Genomic DNA, 20,993 nt, shown 5'->3' with positions numbered 1-20,993 from the left:
CGGTTTCACCAATTCGGACCTGAAAGACATGGCGCGGAAGAAACGCGGCGAACGGATCGAGCCGACCTTTGACGCCTCCGCGCCGCCCGTCGAACCCGACGCGCGCGCGCCCGCGCCCAAGGCGAGGAAAGCCGCGCCCAAAGCCGAAAAAAAGAAAAAGCGCCGCTCGCTGTTCGGCGGCCTGTTTTACTGGACCTTCGTGCTCGGCGTCTGGGGCGTGATCGGCGCCGGCGGCCTGTTCGTCTATTACGGCTCGCAACTGCCGCAGATCGACCATCTCGCCGTCCCCAAGCGCCCGCCCAACATCGCCATTCTCGGCATGGACGGCAGCCTGCTCGCCAATCGCGGCGACACCGGCGGCGCGGCGGTGCGCTTGCAGGACTTGCCGCCCTATCTGCCCAAAGCCTTCATCGCCATCGAGGACCGCCGGTTTTACAGCCATTACGGCGTCGATCCCGTCGGCATCGCCCGCGCGCTCGCCCGCAACGTCACCGGCAAGGGCGGCATGCAGGGCGGCTCGACGCTCACGCAGCAGCTCGCCAAGAACCTTTTCCTGACCCAGGAGCGCACGTTCTCGCGCAAAATCCAGGAAGCGATTCTGGCGCTGTGGCTGGAGCACAAATATTCCAAGGACCAGATTCTCGAACTCTATCTCAACCGCGTCTATTTCGGCAGCGGCGCATATGGGGTGGACGCCGCCTCGCTCAAATATTTCGGTCACCCCTCGCGCGACGCGACGCTGGCCGAGGCCGCCATGCTCGCCGGCCTGATGAAGGCGCCCACAAGACTCGCGCCGAACCATTACGAATCCGCCGCCGTCGAGCGGGCGAACATGGTGATCGCGGCCATGGCGCAGGAAGGCCATATCACCGAGGCCATGGCGCAACTGGCCCTCGCCCGGCCCGCCCGCGCGGTCAAGGGTAAGGACGCCAGCACGCTCAACTACGCCGCCGACTATGTGATGGACACGCTCGACGAGACCATCGGCGCCATCGACGAGGACATTGTCGTCACCACCACCGTCAATCCGATGATGCAGGCGGCGGGCGAGCGGGCGCTGAACGCCGTTCTGGCGCAGAGCGGCGGAAAATTCGGCGTGACCCAGGGCGCGCTGGTGTCGGTGGACCCGACCGGCGCGATCCGCGCCCTGATCGGCGGGCGCAATTACGAGGAAAGCCAATTCAACCGCGCCGTCTCCGCGCGCCGCCAGCCCGGCTCCGCGTTCAAGCCGTTTGTTTACCTCACCGCGCTGGAAAAAGGTTTGACGCCCGATTCGACCCGCGAGGACGCGCCCATCAATGTGAAGGGCTGGCAGCCGGAAAACTCCACCCACAAATATATGGGCGAGGTCAATCTCACCACGGCGCTGGCGCTGTCGCTCAACACCGTGGCGGTGCGGCTCGGCCTCGATGTCGGCCCGCGCGCGGTGGTCCAGACGGCGCACCGGCTCGGCATTTCTTCAAAGCTGGATCCCAACGCCTCGATCGCGCTTGGCACCTCCGTGGTGTCGCCGCTGGAGCTGGTCACGGCCTACGTCCCCTTGGCCAATGGCGGCATTGGCGTGCAGAGCCACATCATCACCAAAGTGCGCACCGCCGACGGCAAGCTTTTGTACGCCCGCAAAGGCTCCAGCAACGGCCGGGTGATCGACCCCACCTATGTCGCCATGATGAACAGCATGCTGCAACAGACCCTGATCATCGGCACCGCGCGAAAAGCCGACCTGCCGGGCTGGGAGGCGGCGGGCAAGACCGGCACAAGCCAGGATTACCGCGACGCCTGGTTCGTCGGCTACACCAGCCAGCTGGTGACCGGCGTCTGGCTCGGCAACGACGACAATTCGCCGACGAAAAAGGCCTCCGGCGCCAATCTGCCGGTGGACATCTGGAGCCGCTACATGCGCGAGGCTTTGAAGGGCCAAGTCGTTGCGGGCCTGCCGACCGGCGGCTGGCGCAACGAGAGTCTTGGCGGCCTGCCGGCCTCTCTCTGGCCGCAGCCGGAGGCGCCGCGCGAGCCGGCGCAGCCGCAGGCGCCGGTTCAGCATCTCGACACCAGCAACCCTTCGGCGCCCGTGGTCTTCTCCAGCGCCGGACGCGGTTCGGCCCCGCCGCCGCGCCCGCCGGAACGGATTCCGGGTTTCGACCGCGACGAGGAGCCGACGCCACCTGCCGACATTCCGACCGGCCGCACCGCCCGCCAGGCGCGCGACGACCGGAATTTCTTCGAAAAGCTGTTCAGCGACGATTAAGGCGGCGCAGGGAATTTTATGGGCAGGGCGCATCGATCGCGCTACTCTGGCGGGGCGCCGGAGCCGGCCCGCCTGCTCTCCGGCGAAAGAGGTTTAGATGTTCGGAAATTTTGTGCGCCTTTCCACCGTGTGCGTCGCGCTGATTGGCGCCGCGACCCTCGCCTCGGAGGCGCGCGCGCAGATCAGGACCGCCAACGGCGTGGCCTATTACGACGTCGATCCCGGTCCGATCGATCCGGGCACGTTCTGGACGTCCGGTCAGTACAAGTACGATCCCAACGCCTATATGGACCGCACCCGCTGGGACGCGGGCCGCCCGATGAAAGTCTACGCCCCCCACGCGGGCAAGACGAATTGCGTCTTCCGCCAGCGTGTGGTCTTTGACGACTGGGATTTCCGCCACCCCTATGTGCAGGTGTGCCGCAAACCCGAATAGCCGCGCAGATCGCGGATCGGCGCGCGGGACGGCGCGTTCGGCGCGGCGCTGAGGGTTGCGCCGGCGCTGGCGAAGGCCGGCGACATCCGTTTTTTGAATGGCTGTTCCTCTGCGAGGGCGATCCCGGGCCGCTCGACCCGCCGGGGCGCCCGACATGCGCCAGGGACCGCGCCCACCCCAATGTCCGCGTGTTCCGCAAGCGGGGTTGAGCCCTGCGACATCGACGACATTGACATCGCGGAACCAATATGGCGCAAATGCCTTCATGACACACGCCCGCATTGCACTTACCGCAGGCTATTGGCGCTCCTTTTAGGGAGCGGCCACGTCATCACTCATGACCATGGCCGCCGTATCGGCAGGCGTATGGTTCAATCTCAATTCGCGTGACGATGCGGCGGCCTTCAAGGAGGCAAGCCGTGAAATTCTCGAACAAGGTGGATTGGACGATTGAGCCGGAGCGATGCGCGCTGCTCGTGCATGACATGCAGCCGCACTTTTTGAACGCGCTCCCGCAGGACAGCCGCGCCCGGATCGTGGCGAACGCGCGCGACATCTGCGACGCCAGCGCCCGCCGGGGCATTCCGATCTTTGCGTCGCATGTGCCGAAGGCGCGCCGCCTCGACGAGCGCGGGCTGATGGCGGACATATGGGGCCCGGGGCCTGCGGCCGCAGGCTTCGAACCGGCGCTCGGCCTTGACGCGCATCACGCGCGTCCCCTGGTGAAGCGCAGCTACAGCGCCTTCTACGGCAATGATTTCGAACCGCTGCTGCGCCGCCTGGGCCGCGACGCGCTCCTGATCGTTGGCGTTTACACGTCCATCGGCTGCCATTACTCCGCCGTCGACGCATTTTCGCGGGACATCAAAGCATTCCTCGTCGCCGACGCCGTGGCCGACATCGACGAGGCCGACCATTCCGCCGGCTTGTCCGCTATGGCCAAAACCTGCGCGAAGGTGGTCGCGACCTCGGATGTTATAGACGCCCTCGCGCCGAAAAAGCCGCGCCGCCGATTGCCGGACAGCTACGCTTACGACGTGTGCTGAGGCGCCGGTTCCCTGCGAACTGGCGAGGCTGCCGGCAAAAGCGCGGGTTCAACGATGACGCGCATGTCCCGTTTAACATGCAACTCCATGTCGTCATGGCCGGGCTTCGTTTCGGCCATCCACGCGGTGCGGCAATGCGAGCCGTCCCAGACTTGCCCTCGCGGCTCGGCCGGGAAGCCCGAGACAAGCCCGGGCATGACGGCCGTGGGTTTCGAGGCGAGGGGCCCCTAGAGCTTTTTCATGGAAACATGAAAAAGCTCCAGATTCTTGTTTTGACGCATTGTCTTCACGCGAACCGGCATCGGCTTCGCTTGAAAATGCTCTAGAACTGCGGCTGCCGATAGCGCGCGCGATCCGCGCCCGGCGTCACGGACTCCGGGTCGTAGCCGTTTGCAATCAGCTCCTTGGCCGTGACGTCGCCGCCCGCCGCCGCGCGGTCGATCATCGCGCGTCCCAGCTTTTCGTCGCGCGCGATCCCGTGGCCGCGCAGCAGGTCCAGGCCGTAGTTGAAAGCCCCCAGCGAGGAGCCGCGATCCGCCAGCCGCCGGTCCCATTCCGCCGCCGCGACGGGGTTGGAGGGCTTTTCAAAACCGTTTTCCTCCATGTAGGACATCCAGGGCATCGCAAGATCATTGCCTTCGTTGGCGCAGCGCTCGAAGATTTTGCGCGCCTCTTCGTGCTGGCCGGTCTTGTCCATGAACACGCCATAGGCGCACAGGTGCGGATCGAGTTTTTGGGCTCCCGCCTTGCCGACATAATAGTCGACGCTCAACTGGTTGGGGTTGAGTTCGCCGATGTCGTCCGCATGGGCCGCGCCGGCGAGGCAGAGGGCGAGGACGAGAGCGATCCGCATGCGACAAAACTCCTAAGCAGGATTTCCGAAAAGCGGCCCCCGGTTTTCGGATGAAAATCCTGCGAAAACAAAGGAACTGAAGCAAGCATTCGTTGGGCGACCAACGAATGCTTGCTTAGAACTGCGGCTGGCGGTAGTGGGCGAGGTCGGCGCTGGGCGTCACCGCTTCCGGATCGTAATTGGCGGCCTTCAGCGCCTTGGCCGTCGGTTCGCCCGCCGCCGCGGCGCGGTCCACCAGCGCCTTTCCGAGCGCGGGATCGCGGGCCACGCCATGGCCGCGCAGCACATCCAGGCCATAATTCAGCTGTCCCAGGGGTGAGCCGGTTTCCGCGAGTTTTTTGTCCCATGCGGCGGCGCCGCCGGGGTTGGAGGGGCGATCGTAGCCGTTCTCCTCGATCCAGGCCGCCCAGGGCATGGCGTGGGGATTGCCGTTTTGCGCGCAGCGCTCAAAAATTTTGCGCGCCGGCTCGTGCCAGCCCATTTTGGCGATGGGATAGCCGTACATGCACATGCCCGGATCGAAGCGGCCTTCGTCGGCCCGCGCCGCCCAATATTGCACGGTCAGCTCTTCCGGGTTGAGGGTCCCGACCTCGTCCGAGATGGTCTCGCCCACAGGCGCGGCGGCGAGCGGCGAACTCGCGGCGAACAGCGCCACGGTCAAAGCAAACCTGATCGACATGCAGCCTCCCGAAAAACATCCTGGCGCAAAAACGTCCTGGCGCAAAAACATCCTGGCGCAAAAACATCCTGCGCAAAAACAAACGCCCGGAACATCTTCCGATGCCCGGGCGCCGCCACTGGAGGAATGGCGAAAAGGCTCAGATTTCAGCCGACATATAGCTGGTGACTTCCATGCCGACGCACACTTCGCAAGCTTCCGGAACGGTCCACGTCATTGCTTAACTCCCAATATTTTTGCTTGATGGCCAAGGCTTTGTTCACCCCGGCCTATGCTCTCTTATAAACGGCGGGCGGCGCAAAAGGGTCATGCGTCCGGAAGGAATTTGTAAGATTTTTGTCAGGCGCGCCGCCGCCTCGCGTCTTTGGGCGCGGCGACAGGGCCGTCACTCGTCGTAACGATACCCCACGCCATGCACCGTCTGGATGATCCTCGGCTTCGCCGGGTCCAGCTCGATCTTTTTGCGCAGCGACGACACATATTGGTCGAGCGCGCGGCTGTTGGGCATGTAGCCGCGCCCCCAGGCGAGATCAAAAAGTTCGTCGCGCGACACCGCCTTGCCTTTTCGCGCGTAAAGCGCCTGCAACACGGCAAGCTCGCGCGGCGCGAGGTCGATGCCGCCGGCGCCGCGCGTGGCGCGCAAAGCGTCGGGATCGATGGCGAGATCGCCCATGTGAAAAACCTTCTCGGGCGTCGCGGGCGCCGGCGCCTTGACGCGGCGCAGCCCCGCCTTGATTCGCGCCACCAATTCCCGCGCCGAAAACGGTTTGGCGATGTAGTCATCGGCGCCGATTTCGAGTCCCACGACGCGGTCGATTTCGGCTCCCTTGGCCGACAGCAGCAGGATCGGCGTGGCGTGGTCGCGCTCACGGATGCGCCGGCATAGGGCAAGCCCGTCGAGGCGCGGCATCATCACGTCGAACAGGCATAGCGAGGGCGCCTGTTCGACGAAGGCGGTCCAGGCGGCCTCGCCGTCCTCGGCGACAATGCAATCAAGGCCTTCCAGCGCCAAAAGGTCGGTGAGGCCGGCGCGCAGATTGGGATCGTCCTCGGCGATCAAAATCTTCATGAAACGTCCATTTTCAATGTCGCGTGGGCGCAGGAGCCCGGATGCGCTTGCGAAAGCGTGAACCCGCCGCCATTGGCCCGCGCCAGTTCGCGCACGATCGACAGGCCGACGCCATGCGACTTAGGCGCCTTGGGGGAATCGCCGCCGTGGTCGCGCACCCTCAGATGCAGCAGGCCGCCGCTCTCGCCGACCTCGACCTCGATCCGTCCCGGCGCGTATTTGCGGGCGTTGTCGATGAGGTTGATGAGGATGCGCTCGAAGGCGCTGGTGGCGAAGCGGCGTTCGCCCTGAACGGCGCTCGTCACCTCGCAGGCGCAGCCGGAAGCGGCGAGAAGACTGTGGTAGCGCGCCACGATCTCCCGCGCCAATTCGCCGGGATCGGCGGTCTCCATTCTGTATTGAACCGGCGCCGCGCCTTGCGAAAGGGTCGCGCCGGCGAGCGCGTCGAGACGGTCGATTTCGTCGGTCAGAACCGCGCAATAGCGGCTGAGTTCGGGACTGTCGCCTTTGCGCCGGATCAGTTCGGCGTAAAGCTTCAGATTGGCGAGCGGCGTGCGCAGGTCGTGAGACAATTGCGTGAGCAGGGTCATGCGCGCCGCGCTTTCCTCGGCTTGCGCGGTCTGCGCGCGCCGCGCCTGGAACACGAGCAGCAGCCAAACCAGGGCGAGCGGCGTCGCCAGCGCCAGCCGCCCCAAGGCGCCGCGTTTGGCGTTCGGCGCGCCGGACAGCTCCACCACCCAGCCATGCAGCGCGCCGCCCTGGGTGAAGGATTCGTAGGCGTCGCCCTTGCCCTTGCTCCAGACGATGCGGTCGAAGGGATCGCGCAGGCGGAAGGCCCAGCCGGGGGTCACCGCGGCGAATTCGTCGAGCACGCCGAACAGGGTGGGAAAAATTTGCGTGCTCGACAACGCGAGGCAGTTTTCGTCGCGCTCGGCGCCGGCGCCTTTGCGGCGGCATTCGAAATAATATTCGCCGGCGATGTTGGGAAACCAGCCGTTGACGAAATCGCCGTCACGCAGCAGGTCGGCGATCGCCGTGAGCGCGCGCAGCTTTTCCTCCCACATCTTTGGCATGGCGAGCGGGTCCTCCGGCGGGAACAGGACGCGGTCGCCGCGCCGCTTCAGCACCAGCAGGCCCAGATCGTAAGTGTAGATCACCCGCCACAGCGTGGGGTCGGGGTTGGGGTCGCGCGCGGCCTTTTCGATGTTGAGTTTGGCGAAGGCGGCGAGTTCGGTGACCTCGTTGACGGCGGCGCCGGAAAAGGCGTCGGCGACGCGCTCCGTCTCGCGCCGCGCCTTTTCGCGCAAAACCAGATAGTCGGCGTCGAGCGCCTGCGCGCCGAGCAGGGCGGCCAGCATGAGCGGCAGGGCGAACAGCAGCGCCGTGCGCGCCGTCGCGATCCAGCCGCTCCGCGAACCCATGCTAAGCTTCAATGCATGTCCTCCAGGTTTTGAGCGCAGCACAAAACGGCGCTGGAAAAAACCCGGACCTTGGAAGATGTTTGCCTCATGTCACCTGTCCTCCTTCCGCTCGGAGACGAGGCGGCGACGCTTCGCTTCGGCGAGGCGATCGACCTGGCCCTCAACGCCCGCGCCCACGCCTTTTGCGCGGCGCTGGAGTCCGCGCGCCCGGCCGGCTTGCGCGAATGGGCGCCGGCTTTTTCCTCCGTGACCCTCTGGTATGACCCGGACGCGCTGTCTTTCGATGAACTGAACGCCCTGTGCCTGCGGCTGGCCTCAACCCCGAATTTTTCGCGCGCGGGAGTCGTGCATGAATTGCCGTTCTGCGCGGAGGAGGAGTTTGCCCCCGACCTTTTTGATGTCGCCGCGCGCAATGGCATGACCCCGCGCGACTGGCTGGACGCCTTTTCGAAAGTGAACTTCGACGTCTACATGCTCGGCTTTCTTCCGGGTTTTGCTTACCTCGGCGGCCTTCCAAATTTCTTGGATGCGCCGCGCCTCGCCACACCGCGCAAAATCGTGCCGGAGCGGTCCGTCGCCATCGCCGACGGCATGTGCGCCGCGTACCCGTTCGCGAGCCCCGGCGGCTGGCGCCTCGTCGGCCGCACGCCGCTGCAAATGTTTGACGCGGGCGCGAAAACCCCGACCCGCCTCGCGCCCGGCGACCGCGTGCGCTGGCGCCCCATCGCCCTGGACGAATTTTTGGAGCTGGAGGCGCAATGGCGCGGCTGATCGTCGAACATCCGGGCCTCGGAGTCTCCATTCAGGACAGCGGCCGCACGGGGTATCGAAAACTCGGCGTTCCCGTGTCCGGCGCCCTGGACCAGCGTTTTCGGCTCGCCGCCAATCTTTTGGCGGGGGCGCCGGAGCAGGCGGCCGTGCTGGAAATTTTGCTCGCGGCGCCGGTTTTCCGGGTGGAGCAGGGGCCGTTGCGGCTCGGGCTCGCCGGCGCGATTTCCGGGGTGCTTTTTCGCGAAGGGGACGAGAAGAAAGTGGAGTCGTGGCGCGGCCTGCTGTTGCATGAGGGAGACCGTCTCGCGCTAAAGCTCTTGCGCGCGCCGGGCTACATCGGCTTTTCCGGCGGGCTCGACGCGTCGGTCCGGCTCGGCAGCCGCTCGACTTACGCGCGGGCCGGTCTGGGCGGCGCCCTCGCCGTCCGCGATCTTTTGACCTGCGCCTCCGCGCAGGGAGAGGATATTGCCGCGCCGCCGCTTTGCGCCGGCGAGGGTCCGCTGCGTTTCATTCCGGGACCGCAGGTCGATCATTTTTCCCCCGAAACGTTCGAAGCGTTCACGACCGCGCGCTGGACGGCGCGGCCCGAAAGCGACCGCATGGGGCTGCGTCTCGTGGGTCCGCGCCTTGCCTGCCGAAAGAGCGCGAATATCGTCAGCGACGGCGTGACCCCGGGGGCGATCCAAGTTCCCGGCGACGGCCAGCCGATCGTTTTGCGCGCGGATGGACAGACTTCCGGCGGCTATGCCAAGATCGGCTGCATCATCTCCGCCGATCTCGACCGTTTGGCGCACGTCCTGCCGGGCGAAGAGGTCCGTTTTCGCGCGGTGGACGCGACGGAAGCGGCGCGGGCGCGGGCCGAGCGGCGCGACGGCTTCGAAAAATGGCGGCAAGCCCTGGTGCCAATTGGTTTCGACGAGAAAAAGCTGTGGAGCGAAAACCTGATCGGCGGTGCGATTTTTGGGGAATAGACTACAGGTGATTCACAAGGTCTTCCATGGCATCCTTCGCGTTGTCGAGGTAATCTTTTTTGACCTGAACCCGATGACCGTTTATGCTCTGTTTTCCAATTTTCACCTTCGAAAACGGTTGTCCTTTTGCAAATGCGACAACACCGGTTGTCTGAAAATCTCGTACTTCAACGAATCCTTTTGAATTTGAGTTGAACGTGAATATGTCAGGGTTTGATTTCATAAGCTTGGCCACGTCGGTTTCTATAGCTTTGAGGACTGCCGCGTAAGCAGAGGCTGCACCCATGTATTGAGTAAGTCGATTCTTGACGATCAAGTGCACTTTCGGCAGCGAGCGTTCAGCGGCCTTCAATTTTGTAGCGAAAGCGTATGAAGTGTAAATCTCTGACGGAAGTTTCAGGCCATAGACGAGCGAGAAGGCGTTTTGAATCGCTCTTCGTGATGAGTCGTCAGCCATAACCGGCAAAATAATCCGGTCGCATGCAGCCAAGCCAATCTGAGTATATAGGGAAAAGCTTGGATTACAGTCGATGAAGATAGTATCGTACTCACTTGCAACTTGAGCCAAAAAATCCTTAAGCCAGTCAATCACCGAAATCCACGGGTTTGCGCCGGGAATTTGGTTGTTTGCGAGGGTGTTGACGGCATTCGACTGCAGTTCGAGTAATGGGTCCCCGCAAACCAAATCTATATTGTCCTTGAGTTCCTTATTGAAGGTGTGCGGTTTTGTAATGAAGTCGGCGGCACTGAATTTTGGAGCGACGTATGGAGACGGGAGTCGAAGTTGAAAATATCCACCTATGCTGCAACGCGGCACAAGGCCTTGCTGCGTAAGCAGTCGGTCGCTGCCGTTGTTAGCTAATCCCCCAAGCATAAGCTCGGAAAGATTTGCTTGAGGGCAAAGGTCGATCGCCAAAATTTTCTTCGTGGGATTTTTCTCGGCGTAAAGGCAAATTGCCTGGAAGGCGAGGCTGGTCTTTCCCGTTCCGCCTTTGTTGTTCCAAAACGCGTAAATCGTCGGGATATTTTCGTGTGCTTGTGTCATTTTGGTTCCAAGATCAGCGTGGAGTTATTGGACATAATAATGTCCAAAACGGACGCGATCAAGTCAAAAAGCGCTCTTTCGAAAATGACGTTGACAGGCGTACAGGGAAAAAGGAGCTTGCGGATTATCGGCATGCTTTCGCCCTCTCATCTCAACCTCAACGCCGATCTCGGCGAAAGTTTTGGCGCGTGGCGCATGGGCGACGACGTGGCCTTGTTGCAACTGGTGCAATCCGCCAACATCGCCTGCGGCTTTCACGCCGGCGATCCGCTCGTGATGCAAAAAACCGTCACGGCGGCGCTGCAAGCCGGCGTCAGCCTCGGCGCCCATCCCTCCTATCCCGACCTCCAAGGGTTTGGCCGTCGCGCGCTCAAATGCTCGGCGGAGGAGGTCGAGGCTTTTGTGCTCTACCAACTCGGCGCGCTGGACGGTTTTGCGCGCGCGAACGGGGCGCGGGTCACCCATGTGAAGCCGCACGGCGCGCTCAGCAACGAGGCCTGCCGCAACGCCGAGCTTGCCGGGGCCATAGCCCGCGCCATCAAGGCTTACGACGCGCGCACAATTCTGCTGGCGCCGGCGCTGTCGGCGCTGGCGGACGCGGGCGCGCGGGAAAACATTTTAACCGCGCTCGAAATCTACGCCGACCGCGCTTACCAGGACGACGGCCAGCTCACGCCGCGCGGGGAAGAGGGCGCGGTGCTGCACGATCCGCAACAAAGCCTTGCGCATGTCGAAGCCATGCTCGCCGCCGGCGGCCTCAAAACCCGCTCCGGCAAAATCCTTCCAACCCCGATCCATTCCATTTGCGTCCACGGCGACGGGCCGGAAGCCGTCGCCACCGCGCGGGCGCTGCATGCGCGGCTCTCCAAAACATTTGCCCTCGCGCCTCTGCCGGTCCTGTTTGCCTCGCATCCTGCTCCCGCTTCAGCTCAAGCGAATTTGAGGGGGAGGCCATGAGCCCAGCAGTCCAATCGCGCGCGCAACGCATCGAGCAGGGCAAGGCGCTGCGCAAGCAGACGCCTCGCGCCGCGCATGGGCGCGTGCTCGGCCCCTTCCAGCGCGACGCCAACGCCATTTTGGAGGGGCAGAACGCGCGCCGGTTGCCGTCGCTGGTCGGGCTGCGCCGCGCGCTGATGAGCGCCGACCCCTTCGCCTATCTGCGCGGCGCGGCGGCGGTGATGGCGCATGACCTGCAATACCAGGCGATGGCCGGCATTCCCGTGCAGGCCTGCGGCGACTGCCACCTGATGAATTTTGGCGCCTTCGTCACCCCGGAGGACAACATCCTTTTCGACATCAACGATTTCGACGAGACCCTGCCGGGCGTCGATTTCACCGTCGATCTGAAGCGCCTGGCGGTCAGCTTCGCCGTCGCGGGCGAGGCGCTGGGGGCATCAAAATCCACCCGCCACGACATCGCTGGCGAGGCGGTCCGCGCCTATCGCAAGCGCATCGCTCTTTTGTCGGAAAAAACACCGATGGAGGTCTGGCACAGCCGCGTCGATCTCGAACAGGAGGCGAAAAATTTCGAGGACGCCGACCTGCGGCGCAAGCTGCTGACGATCATCGGCTGCGCGCGCGGGGCCGGGCTCGACCGCGATGACAATTTCCCCAAACTGGCCGGGGCGAACGGCATCCTCGAAAAACCGCCGCGCCTGTTCCATTTCAAGCCCGACAGCGAGGCCGGACAGGCGTTCGACCCGCAAAGCGGTTTTGCGCGCTATGGCGCGGCGCTGCCGCCCGAACGCCGCGCGCTGCTGGAGCGATACGCGTTGAAAGATTGCGTGTTCAAGGCGGTGGGCGTCGGCTCCGTGGGAACCTGCTGCTATGTCGGCCTGTTCCAGAATGGCGACGGCGCGCCGTTGTTGCTGCAAGTCAAGGAGGCGGGGCCGTCCGTTCTGGAGGCGCTCGCCCCCGCTTTTGGGAGACACCAGGGCCAGCGCGTGGTCGAGGGCCAGCGCATGATGCAGGCGGCGAGCGACATTTTTTTGGGGTGGACCGAGCATGACCCCTCGGACCGGCATTATTACGTCCGCATGCTGAAAAACCGCCGGCTGGGCTCGGTGAGCGAAATCGCGCAGGCCGAGGGATTGAGCGACTACGCCAGATTGTGCGGGCGCACGCTGGCCCGCGCCCACGCCCGCTCCGCCGATCCGGCGCTGCTCGCGGGCTATATGGGCGACAGCGGCGCCTTCGACGAGGCCATCGCCGATTTCGCGCTCGCCTATGCCAAGCGCAACGAGATCGACCAGGCGGCGCTGGCGAAAACCTGACCTATTTGCAGACGACGAAAACCGAGATGGACTTGGCGCGGTCGGCGAGATCGGCGGGTTCGAGCGGTTTTTCTGAAACCGCCGGCAGGTATTGGATGCGATTGGCGTCGAGGAAATTGACCAGATTGGTCGCCTTGACCGCGAAATTGACGTTTTGCGGGAGGTCGCCGCCCTCCGACGCCACTTTCAGCGCGTTGAGCTTCATGGCGACGACGCCGACGACATTGCCGTCGCGGTCGAGCAGCGGGCCGCCCGAATTGCCGGCTTGAACCGGCGTCGAAATCTGGGCGAAGCGGCTGTCGTCGCCAAGCCCGCTCAGCGCCGTGACATTGCCGAGCGTGAAATTGCCTGAGGTCGCGAGAATGTCGGCGTGGGGAAAACCGAAGGCGGCGACGTTTTCGCCCAGCCGCAGGGAGGTGCGCAGATGGGCGGCCTTGGCGGCGGTTTTGTCGACCTTGAGCAGAGCGAGATCGTTGGTGGCGTCGCGCGCGACCAGTTTCGCATCGAGGATGGCGCCGTCATCCGACTTGGCCTTGATCGACGCGCAATCGGCGATGACATGGGCCGAGGTGACGAAATGGCCGTCGGCGGCGATGAAGAAGCCGGTTCCGGTCGAAATCCTGTCTTTTTCCCGCTCGCGCGCCGGAGGGCTGGCTTTGGCGCTGGCGGCCGGGGGCGAAGCGGGCTTGGGCGCCGGGGCGGGCCCCGGGTTGGGAAGATCCACGGCGGGCGCGCCGGTCATCGTCGCCCACAGGCCCCCGGACATCAGCGTGGCGATCCGTTCGCCATGCACATTGCCGTTGGCGTTGTTCCACATCAGGGTGAAGCCGGTGGCGGCGCGCCCGTCCTGGTGGTAGCGCAGATAGTGGTCCACGCCGTCGGGCGTCGAGGCCGAAATGACGAACCAACCGTCCTTCATCACCTTGTAGTGGATGTGCGCGCGCTTTTCCTCGTAAAGGCGCGTCATCAGGGCGAAAGCTGCGGGGATGGGGGTCGCGGAAAAACTGGCGAAAGTAATGGAGATGCGCCGGCTGGGGTCCTCGAATTTGATTCCCGTATCCTCGCGCGATTCGCGCAGGCCGAGACCGACCGGAACCCACAGGGGAATGTTCCGGCTGGGATGGAGGATTTTTCGAAAGCCCCAGGTCTGGAACCAGGGGCGCGCCAGCGCCGCCAGTTTTTCGAACTGGGGCGCGGATAGATCGCCGTCGGCGTAAAAACCGTTTTCGGCCTGAAAGTTTTGCACCCCCTCATACTGCCGCTTGCTGAAATCGCCTGAGGGCACGCCATTGAGATAGCCGGCGCCGATCAAAAAGGTCTGGACCAGCAGTCGTTCGTTCAGGGGGGTGGCGGAGAAATTGCGTTGCGCGGAGCCGAAATCGGCGAAAGCGGGCGCGGCCGCAAAAAGCGCGCCGGCCGCGAGCAGAAGCCGCAATGAACTCAATAGGCGCATATCAAAATTCCGGCGCGAGGACGCGCCGGAACTATGCTTTTCGCCGGAAACCGAGTCAACGCTCGCGCTAAAGCATTTTCAAGCGAAGTGGATGCCGGTTCGCGTGAAGACACTGCGTTAAAACAAGACTCTAGAGCTTTTTCATGTTTCCATGAAACGTGGAAAAGCTCTAAACCAGTCCGGTCGCGTAGTAAATTCCGATCACCACGAACACGGCGGTGGTCTTGATGATGGTGACCGCGAAAATGTCCTTGTAGCTCTGCCGATGGGTGAGCCCGGTCACGGCCAGCAGGGTGATCACCGCGCCATTGTGGGGCAGGGTGTCCATGCCGCCGGAGGCCATCGAGGCCACGCGGTGCAGCACCTCCATCGGAATGCCCGCCGCGTTGGCGGCGGCGATGAACTGGTCCGCCATGGCGGCCAGCGCGATCGACATGCCGCCCGAGGCCGAACCGGTGATGCCGGCGAGCGAGGTCACCGTCACGGCTTCGTTGACCAGCGGATTGGGGATCGAGGCCAGCGCCTCGCGGATGACGATGAAGCCGGGCAGGGTGGCGATCACCGCGCCGAAGCCATATTCGGAGGCGGTGTTCATCGAGGCGAGCAGGGCGCCCGACACCGCCGTCTTGCCGCCTTCCGCGAAATTTTTCCGCACCTGCGTCCAGCCGAGCGCGACCACGGAGAGAATGCCGACGATCAGCGCGGCCTCCACCGACCAGACGGCGGTGAGCTTGTCCACCGCGACCGTGACCGGCTTGGCCATGGCGGCGAGCTTGAGTTCGTAGACCTTGCCGTAATTGTCGGCGATCAGGGTGGTGAACAGCTTGTTCAGCCCGAACACCAGCACGAGCGGCAGCATCGCCAGCCAGGCCGGAGCCAGCTTTTCATGCGCCAGCGGCGCCGGTTCGTTGATGTGGCCATCGCCATAGCCTTCGCCGGCCTTCAGCGCGGCGTAGCGGCGCCATTCCAGATAGGCGACGCCGACCACGAAAATAAAAATGCCGCCGAGCGTGCCGAGCGCCGGCGCGGCAAAAGCGGTGGTCTTGAAATAGGTGGTCGGAATGATGTTCTGGATTTGCGGCGTGCCCGGCAGCGAATCCATGGTGAAGGAGAAGGCGCCAAGCGCGATTGTGCCGGGGATCAGCCGCTTTGGGATATCGTGCTGGCGGAACATTTCCGCCGCGAACGGATAGATCGCGAACACCACGACGAACAGGGACACGCCGCCATAGGTGAGGATGGCGCCGACCAGCACGATCGAGACGATGGTGAATCGGGGGCCGAGCAGCGAGGTCACGGCGGAGACGATGCTTTTCGAAAAGCCCGACATTTCGATCAGCTTGCCGAACACCGCTCCGAGCAGGAACACCGGAAAATAATCGCGGATGAACCCGACCATGCGCTCCATGAACACGCCGGAAAACGCGGCCGGGACGGCGGCGGGATCGGTGAGCAGCACGGCGCCCATGGCGGCGACCGGGGCGAACAGGATGACCGAGAAGCCGCGGTAGGCGACAATCATCAGGAATATGAGCGCCCCGAGGGCGACAACAAAACTCATGAAACTCCTCCGGTTCACGTCCTTGGGGACGGCTGTCTTTCTGCAACGCCATGGGAACTTACCCGAAAAGGCCGCATTGCACAGATCAGCAAAAGGGACAGGGCCGGACTGCCCAATCTGTGCGCGTCCCCCGATAATTCTTGACTTCGGCGCCGCCCTTTCAGACGTTTCCTGAGGTGTCAGTTTCGAGGTATTTGTCTTGGATAGCGCGATCATAGCCGTATTCAGCATAGCTTACGTCGCCATCGCATTCGAGCATAGACTCAGGATCGACAAAGCCGCCTCGGCCGTAGTGGCGGCCGGTGTTCTCTGGACAATCTACGCTTTTGCTTCCGCCGATTCCGCGGCGATCAACGCTCAACTTGGTCATTCGGTCGTATCAGTCGCCCAGATCGTTTTTTTCCTCATGGGCGCCATGACCATCGTCGAGGTGATCGGCCTCCATGGCGGTTTCCAGATCGTCGCCGCACGGATCAGAACCACCAGCCTCCCGCGCTTGATGTGGTTGATGTGCCTCGTGACCTTTTTCCTGAGCGCCATCCTCGACAATCTCGCGACGACCGTCGCCATGGTTTCCCTCACGAAAAAACTTCTGGCGAAGGAAAGCGACCGGCTGCTGTTCGCCTCCATGATCGTGATCGCCGCCAATGCGGGCGGCGCGTGGTCGCCGATCGGCGACATCACCACGACCATGCTCTGGATTGGCGGCCAGATCACCACCACGGCGGTCATGTCGACCGTGTTCGCGCCGTCGGTCGTCAGCCTGCTGGTCCCGCTGCTGCTGGTGAGCCGTCAACTGGAAAACCGACGTTTCGCTTGCGGAAACATGGTTGAAGACGAGGGCGCGTCGGCATTCGAGCGCAACGCCATTTTTCTTCTGGGCGTCACGATCCTGCTGCTGGTGCCCGTCTTCAAGACGGTTACGCACTTGCCGCCGTTCCTCGGCGTTCTCTTCGGCCTCGGCATTCTCTGGGCCTTCGCCGACACCCTGCATCGCGGCAAGCCCCCGGCAGACAGGGAGCGCCGGGCGCTGGCGCGCGCGCTCGAGCGAATCGATCTGAGTTCGCTGGTGTTCTTCACCGGCATCCTGCTGGCGGTCGCCGTGCTCGAACACACCCATATTCTGACGCGGCTGGCGGCCTGGCTCGACCAGAGCGTCGGGCGACTCGACCTCATTGTCTTCCTGCTTGGCCTCGCCAGCGCGATTGTCGACAATGTGCCGCTCGTCGCCGCCTCCATAGGCATGTACAGTCTCGACCAATATCCTCCCGACGCCTTTCTGTGGACGTTCATGGCCTATTGCGCGGGCACGGGCGGATCGATCCTGATCATCGGTTCGGCTGCCGGCGTGGCGGCGATGGGATTGGAGAAAATCCAGTTCTTCTGGTACGTCAGACACATGAGCGGCCCCGCGCTTCTCGGCTATCTCGCGGGGGCGGCGACTTACGTCGCTGCGCACAACCTGCTGCACTGAAAATGACCGCGCCGGAGGGGGCCTTGGCCTTAACTTGACGTTGAGATCGCTGCGCGCTCGTGGCAGAAGGCGGGCATGAGCGAAACATTACAACAAATCATGGGCCTATTGGCCGTCGCCATGATCGTGGCGATGCTGGCGCGGCGACTGCAACTTCCCTACACCATCGGCCTCGTACTGGTCGGCGGCCTGCTGGCCTGGTTGGGAACGCGGCGCCTGCCGCCGCTGACCTCGGAACTGATCTATTACCTGATCCTGCCGCCGCTGCTGTTCGAGGCGGCGCTCGCCCTGCGCTGGCGCGATCTGAAGCGCGACCTCGCGCCGATCCTGTCGCTCGCCGTGTTCGGCACCGTCGCGGCGATGGCGGTGGTGGCGGCCGCGCTTCATTATCTCATGGGCTGGCCGCTCGCGGCGGCCCTGGTGTTCGGCGCGCTGATCTCCGCCACCGATCCCGTCGCGATCATCGCCATGTTCAAAGACAATGGCGTGCATGGCCGTCTGCGCGTGTTGGTCGAGGCGGAAAGCCTGCTCAACGACGCCGCCGCGGCGGTGCTGTTCGCCCTGGCGCTGGCTTTTGCGCTCGCTGGCGCTGATGGCCTGACCGGCGCGCAAATGACCTGGGAGCTGTTCCGAATCGTCGTCGGCGGCGCGCTGATCGGCGCGGGGTTTGGCGTCGCCGTGATCTTCGCTGCGCGCGGGACCAGCGAACATCTTGTCGAGCTGACGCTCACCATGCTGGCCGCCTACGGCTCGTTCCTGCTTGCCGAACATTTTCACGATTCCGGCGTGCTCGCGGCGGTGACGGCTGGCCTGATCATCGGCAATTTCCGCCCGGCCAGCGAAAAAGGCGATTTTCTGACCGAAAAAGGCCGCGAGTTCATGACGGATTTCTGGGATTTCGCCGCTTTCGTCGCGAATTCCATGGTGTTCCTATTGATCGGCGCGCGCGTCGCCGGTTCGACCTACGCGCATTATCCGTGGACGGAATATGCCGGCGTCCTCGCCATCACGCTTTTCGCCCGCGCCGCCGCCGTCTATCCGCTGTCCGCGCTGTTTTCGCGCTCGCGCTGGCGGATCACCCAGGGCGAGCAATTCGTTCTGTGGTGGGGCGGGTTGCGTGGCGCGCTGGCGCTGGCGCTGGTGCTGTCGCTGCCGAGCCGCGTCCCGCTGCGCGACGAAATCGTGCTGGTGACCTTTTTCTGCGTCGCCTTCTCGATCGTCGTGCAGGGGCTGAGCATGCCGCCCGTGCTGCGCAAGCTCGGTTTTTTGGGAGGCAAGCATGACGAGGATCACGCTCACCAATGAGTTTTTCCGCGCCGAGATCGCCTTGCTCGGCGCGGAGCTTGTCCGATTGCAAGACTCGACCGGCGCCGATTGGCTGCACGACGGCGATCCCGCATGGTGGAGCGGCCGCGCGCCCATCCTGTTTCCCATGGTCGGCCGCGCCGTAGGTGACCATATCCGCGTGGATGGTCAGCTTTTTCCGCTGCCGCAGCATGGTTTTGCCCGGCGCTCGACGTTTTCGGTGGTGGAAGCCGGCCGGGATCGCGCGGTGCTGAGCCTGGGTCCAAGCGGGGAAACCTTGGTCTCCTACCCCTTCGCCTTCAGGCTGGACATCGCCTACGCGCTCGCCGGCGCGACGCTGAACGTGGTGGCGACGGTGGCGAACGAAGACGAAAAGCCGCTGCCGTTTTCGCTCGGCTTCCATCCCGCTTTCCGCTGGCCGCTGCCGGGCGGAAAAGGTGTTCATGAGGTGCGGTTCGAGCGCGCGGAGCCGGCGCCGATCCGGCGTCTCACCGACGGCCTGCTCGATCCGCAAGAGTATAAAAATCCGGCGGCTTCGGGCGTGCTGGCGCTGGAGCCCGGCCTGTTCGAGGCGGGCGCGCTGATTTTCGAAAAATTGCAAAGCCGCCGCGTCGCCTTCGGCCCGCCAGGCGGCCCCGAGGTCGCGGCATCCTTTCCGGACATGCCGCATTTCGGCCTGTGGACCAAGCCCGGCGCGCCCTTCCTCTGCCTGGAGCCCTGGCAGGGGTTTGCCGCCCCGCTTGATTTCGACGGCGCGTTTGCGCAGCGCCCCGGCGTGCTGACTCTGGCGCCGGGCGAACAGCGCCGCTTCGTGATGGACATTACGCTCAAATTTTAGCGTAGGACTCGCGCAAGACGTTCTTCTGCACCTTGCCCATCGTGTTGCGCGGCAGGGCGTCGACAAACTGGATGCGCTTGGGCTGCTTGAATTTCGCCAGACGTCCGGCCAGCGCGGTTCGAATATCGTCTTCGCTGAGGGACGCCCCCTTTTCGCGCACCACCACGGCGACCACCGCCTCGCCGAAATCGGCGTCGGGCAGGCCGATCACCGCGCTTTCGACCACGCCGGGCAGAGCGTCGATCTCGCCTTCCACTTCCTTGGGATAGATGTTGAGGCCGCCGGAAATAATCAAATCCTTGCCGCGCCCGACGATGTGGACATAGCCGTCCCCGTCGATGCGCCCGAGGTCGCCGGTGATGAAAAATTCGTCGGCGCGGAACTCGGCCGCCGTCTTCTCCGGCATTTGCCAGTAGCCGCGAAAAACATTCGGCCCCTTGACTTCGATCATGCCGATCTCGCCATTCGAAACGTCCTCGCCGGTGTCGGGATCGACCACGCGCAGGGAAACGCCGGGCAGCGGAAAGCCCACCGTGCCGGCGATGCGGTCGCCGTCATAGGGATTTGACGTGTTCATGTTGGTCTCGGTCATGCCATAGCGTTCGAGAATGGCGTGTCCGGTTTTTTCGCGGAAGGCGCGATGGGTTTCGGCGAGCAGCGGCGCGGAGCCCGAGACGAACAGCCGCATGGCTTTGCAGGCCTCGCGGGTGAGGCCGGGTTCTTCCAGCAGGCGGGTGTAAAAGGTCGGAACGCCCATCAGGACGGTGGCGCGGGGCAGGGTTTTCAGCACCTGCGGGGCGGAAAATTTGGGCAGAAAAATCATGCGAGCGTTGGACAGCAGCACGCAATTGGTCGCCACGAACAGGCCGTGGGTGTGATAGACGGGCAGAGCGTGGATCAAAATATCGTCGGACGTAAAGCGCCAATAATCGACGAGCGTGATTGTGTTCGAGGCGAGATTGTCATGGCTGAGCATGGCGCCCTTGGAGCGCCCCGTCGTCCCCGACGTGTAAAGGATCGCCGCCAGATCATCTTTGTCGCGCGCCACGTTGACAAAATTTTCTGCGCTGGCTTTGGCGCGCTCAAAAAGCTCGCCCTCCATGCCCGCGCCATGAGCAAGAATCAAAGCGCCTGCCTCCTTCGCCGCCGGCGCGTGCGCCTCGGCCCAGGCGGGATCGCAGACAAAGACTTTTGGCCGTGCGTCGCCGAGAAAATAGCCGACCTCGTGCGGGGTATAGGCGGTGTTGAGCGGCAGGAAAATCGCGCCGGCGCGCAGGCAGGCGAGATAGATGAACAGAACGGCCGGCGATTTCTCCATCTGCACGGCGACGCGGTCGCCGGGCTCCACGCCCGCCGCGACGAGGGCGTTGGCGTAGCGCGCGCTGGCCGACAGCATCTGGCGGTAGGAGATTTTTGCGCCGCTGTCGGTCTCGATGAAGGTTTTGTCCGGATCGGAGATTTTCGAATCAATGAGGTCGAACAGATAGTTCATTGTCAGCCCATCCTCAGAAAAACAGGACCGCAGCGCTGATCGCCGGCGTCCTTCTCCC

Annotated in this window: 19 protein-coding genes; 10 read left to right on the top strand and 9 right to left on the bottom strand. The window is 63.8% G+C overall.

Going from position 1 to position 20,993, the window contains the following annotated elements:
- Positions 1–28: 28 nt before the first annotated feature.
- The 3 genes from GJ654_RS09500 (at position 29) to GJ654_RS09490 (ending at position 3,730) form a co-directional block, all read left to right on the top strand.
- The gene (locus GJ654_RS09500; RefSeq protein ID WP_155445914.1) at positions 29–2,248 is read left to right on the top strand and encodes a transglycosylase domain-containing protein; all 2,220 of its coding nucleotides are present in this window, start codon (positions 29–31) and stop codon (positions 2,246–2,248) included.
- A gap of 97 nt (positions 2,249–2,345) precedes the next feature.
- Positions 2,346–2,684 (top strand): hypothetical protein, encoded by a 339-nt coding sequence (locus tag GJ654_RS09495; RefSeq protein WP_155445913.1) that lies wholly within the window; start codon positions 2,346–2,348, stop codon positions 2,682–2,684.
- Between the two features lie 419 nt (positions 2,685–3,103).
- Positions 3,104–3,730: an isochorismatase family protein gene (locus GJ654_RS09490; RefSeq protein WP_196305489.1), complete on the top strand. Its 627-nt coding sequence runs from the start codon at positions 3,104–3,106 to the stop codon at positions 3,728–3,730.
- Between the two features lie 322 nt (positions 3,731–4,052).
- Here GJ654_RS09490 and GJ654_RS09485 read toward each other — a convergent pair whose 3' ends face one another.
- The 5 genes from GJ654_RS09485 to GJ654_RS09465 all read right to left on the bottom strand — a co-directional run bounded on the left by GJ654_RS09485 (position 4,053) and on the right by GJ654_RS09465 (position 7,752).
- Positions 4,053–4,583, bottom strand: coding sequence for a tetratricopeptide repeat protein (locus tag GJ654_RS09485; RefSeq protein WP_155445911.1), 531 nt, complete (start codon positions 4,581–4,583; stop codon positions 4,053–4,055).
- Between the two features lie 115 nt (positions 4,584–4,698).
- Positions 4,699–5,262, bottom strand: coding sequence for a tetratricopeptide repeat protein (locus tag GJ654_RS09480; protein WP_155445910.1), 564 nt, complete (start codon positions 5,260–5,262; stop codon positions 4,699–4,701).
- A 139-nt stretch (positions 5,263–5,401) separates the two neighbouring features.
- Entirely contained in the window at positions 5,402–5,479 is a 78-nt protein-coding gene (gene pqqA / locus GJ654_RS21675; RefSeq protein WP_104469644.1) for a pyrroloquinoline quinone precursor peptide PqqA, read from the bottom strand.
- A gap of 168 nt (positions 5,480–5,647) precedes the next feature.
- Complete coding sequence (locus GJ654_RS09470) at positions 5,648–6,331, bottom strand: response regulator transcription factor (RefSeq protein ID WP_155445909.1); 684 nt, start codon at positions 6,329–6,331, stop codon at positions 5,648–5,650.
- The gene (locus tag GJ654_RS09465) at positions 6,328–7,752 is read right to left on the bottom strand and encodes a sensor histidine kinase (RefSeq protein ID WP_155445908.1); all 1,425 of its coding nucleotides are present in this window, start codon (positions 7,750–7,752) and stop codon (positions 6,328–6,330) included. Before GJ654_RS09465 ends, GJ654_RS09470 begins: the two co-directional genes overlap by 4 nt.
- 87 nt (positions 7,753–7,839) lie before the next feature.
- On the opposite strand from GJ654_RS09465, the gene pxpB reads away from it, so the two are divergent.
- Together pxpB and GJ654_RS09455 are read left to right on the top strand one after the other, a co-directional pair.
- Positions 7,840–8,523 (top strand): 5-oxoprolinase subunit PxpB, encoded by a 684-nt coding sequence (gene pxpB / locus GJ654_RS09460; RefSeq protein WP_155445907.1) that lies wholly within the window; start codon positions 7,840–7,842, stop codon positions 8,521–8,523.
- Complete coding sequence (locus tag GJ654_RS09455; RefSeq protein ID WP_155445906.1) at positions 8,511–9,494, top strand: biotin-dependent carboxyltransferase family protein; 984 nt, start codon at positions 8,511–8,513, stop codon at positions 9,492–9,494. Before pxpB ends, GJ654_RS09455 begins: the two co-directional genes overlap by 13 nt.
- A gap of 1 nt (position 9,495) precedes the next feature.
- On the opposite strand, the gene GJ654_RS09450 is transcribed toward GJ654_RS09455, so the two are convergent.
- Positions 9,496–10,539, bottom strand: coding sequence for a ParA family protein (locus GJ654_RS09450; protein ID WP_155445905.1), 1,044 nt, complete (start codon positions 10,537–10,539; stop codon positions 9,496–9,498).
- 132 nt (positions 10,540–10,671) lie between these two features.
- Here GJ654_RS09450 and GJ654_RS09445 point away from each other — a divergent pair, with 132 nt between their 5' ends.
- Both GJ654_RS09445 and GJ654_RS09440 read left to right on the top strand, forming a co-directional pair.
- Positions 10,672–11,496: a 5-oxoprolinase subunit PxpA gene (locus GJ654_RS09445; protein WP_155445904.1), complete on the top strand. Its 825-nt coding sequence runs from the start codon at positions 10,672–10,674 to the stop codon at positions 11,494–11,496.
- Entirely contained in the window at positions 11,493–12,812 is a 1,320-nt protein-coding gene (locus GJ654_RS09440) for a DUF2252 domain-containing protein (protein ID WP_155445903.1), read from the top strand. Before GJ654_RS09445 ends, GJ654_RS09440 begins: the two co-directional genes overlap by 4 nt.
- Position 12,813: 1 nt before the next feature.
- Here GJ654_RS09440 and GJ654_RS09435 read toward each other — a convergent pair whose 3' ends face one another.
- Complete coding sequence (locus tag GJ654_RS09435; protein WP_155445902.1) at positions 12,814–14,265, bottom strand: serine protease; 1,452 nt, start codon at positions 14,263–14,265, stop codon at positions 12,814–12,816.
- A gap of 169 nt (positions 14,266–14,434) precedes the next feature.
- Complete coding sequence (locus GJ654_RS09430; protein ID WP_155445901.1) at positions 14,435–15,826, bottom strand: GntP family permease; 1,392 nt, start codon at positions 15,824–15,826, stop codon at positions 14,435–14,437.
- Positions 15,827–16,025: 199 nt separating this feature from the next.
- Between GJ654_RS09430 and nhaD the strand changes: the two genes are divergently transcribed.
- From nhaD to GJ654_RS09415, 3 genes are all read left to right on the top strand, one after another.
- Complete coding sequence (gene nhaD, locus GJ654_RS09425) at positions 16,026–17,300, top strand: sodium:proton antiporter NhaD (protein WP_155445900.1); 1,275 nt, start codon at positions 16,026–16,028, stop codon at positions 17,298–17,300.
- Positions 17,301–17,375: 75 nt separating this feature from the next.
- Positions 17,376–18,605: a cation:proton antiporter gene (locus GJ654_RS09420; protein WP_155445899.1), complete on the top strand. Its 1,230-nt coding sequence runs from the start codon at positions 17,376–17,378 to the stop codon at positions 18,603–18,605.
- Positions 18,580–19,443 carry an aldose 1-epimerase family protein gene (locus tag GJ654_RS09415; protein WP_155445898.1) on the top strand — a complete coding sequence of 288 codons (864 nt, stop codon included), beginning with the start codon at positions 18,580–18,582 and terminating at the stop codon, positions 19,441–19,443. The genes GJ654_RS09420 and GJ654_RS09415 overlap by 26 nt, the downstream gene beginning before the upstream one ends.
- Here GJ654_RS09415 and GJ654_RS09410 read toward each other — a convergent pair.
- The gene (locus tag GJ654_RS09410; RefSeq protein ID WP_155445897.1) at positions 19,433–20,935 is read right to left on the bottom strand and encodes a malonate--CoA ligase; all 1,503 of its coding nucleotides are present in this window, start codon (positions 20,933–20,935) and stop codon (positions 19,433–19,435) included. The genes GJ654_RS09415 and GJ654_RS09410 overlap by 11 nt on opposite strands.
- Positions 20,936–20,993: the final 58 nt, after the last annotated feature.

Source organism: Rhodoblastus acidophilus (assembly GCF_009720655.1).
GTDB classification, from domain to species: Bacteria; Pseudomonadota; Alphaproteobacteria; order Rhizobiales; family Beijerinckiaceae; genus Rhodoblastus; species Rhodoblastus acidophilus_A.
The sequence above is the reverse complement of the archived record's forward strand: the minus strand, read 5'-3'. Positions and strand labels throughout refer to the sequence as shown.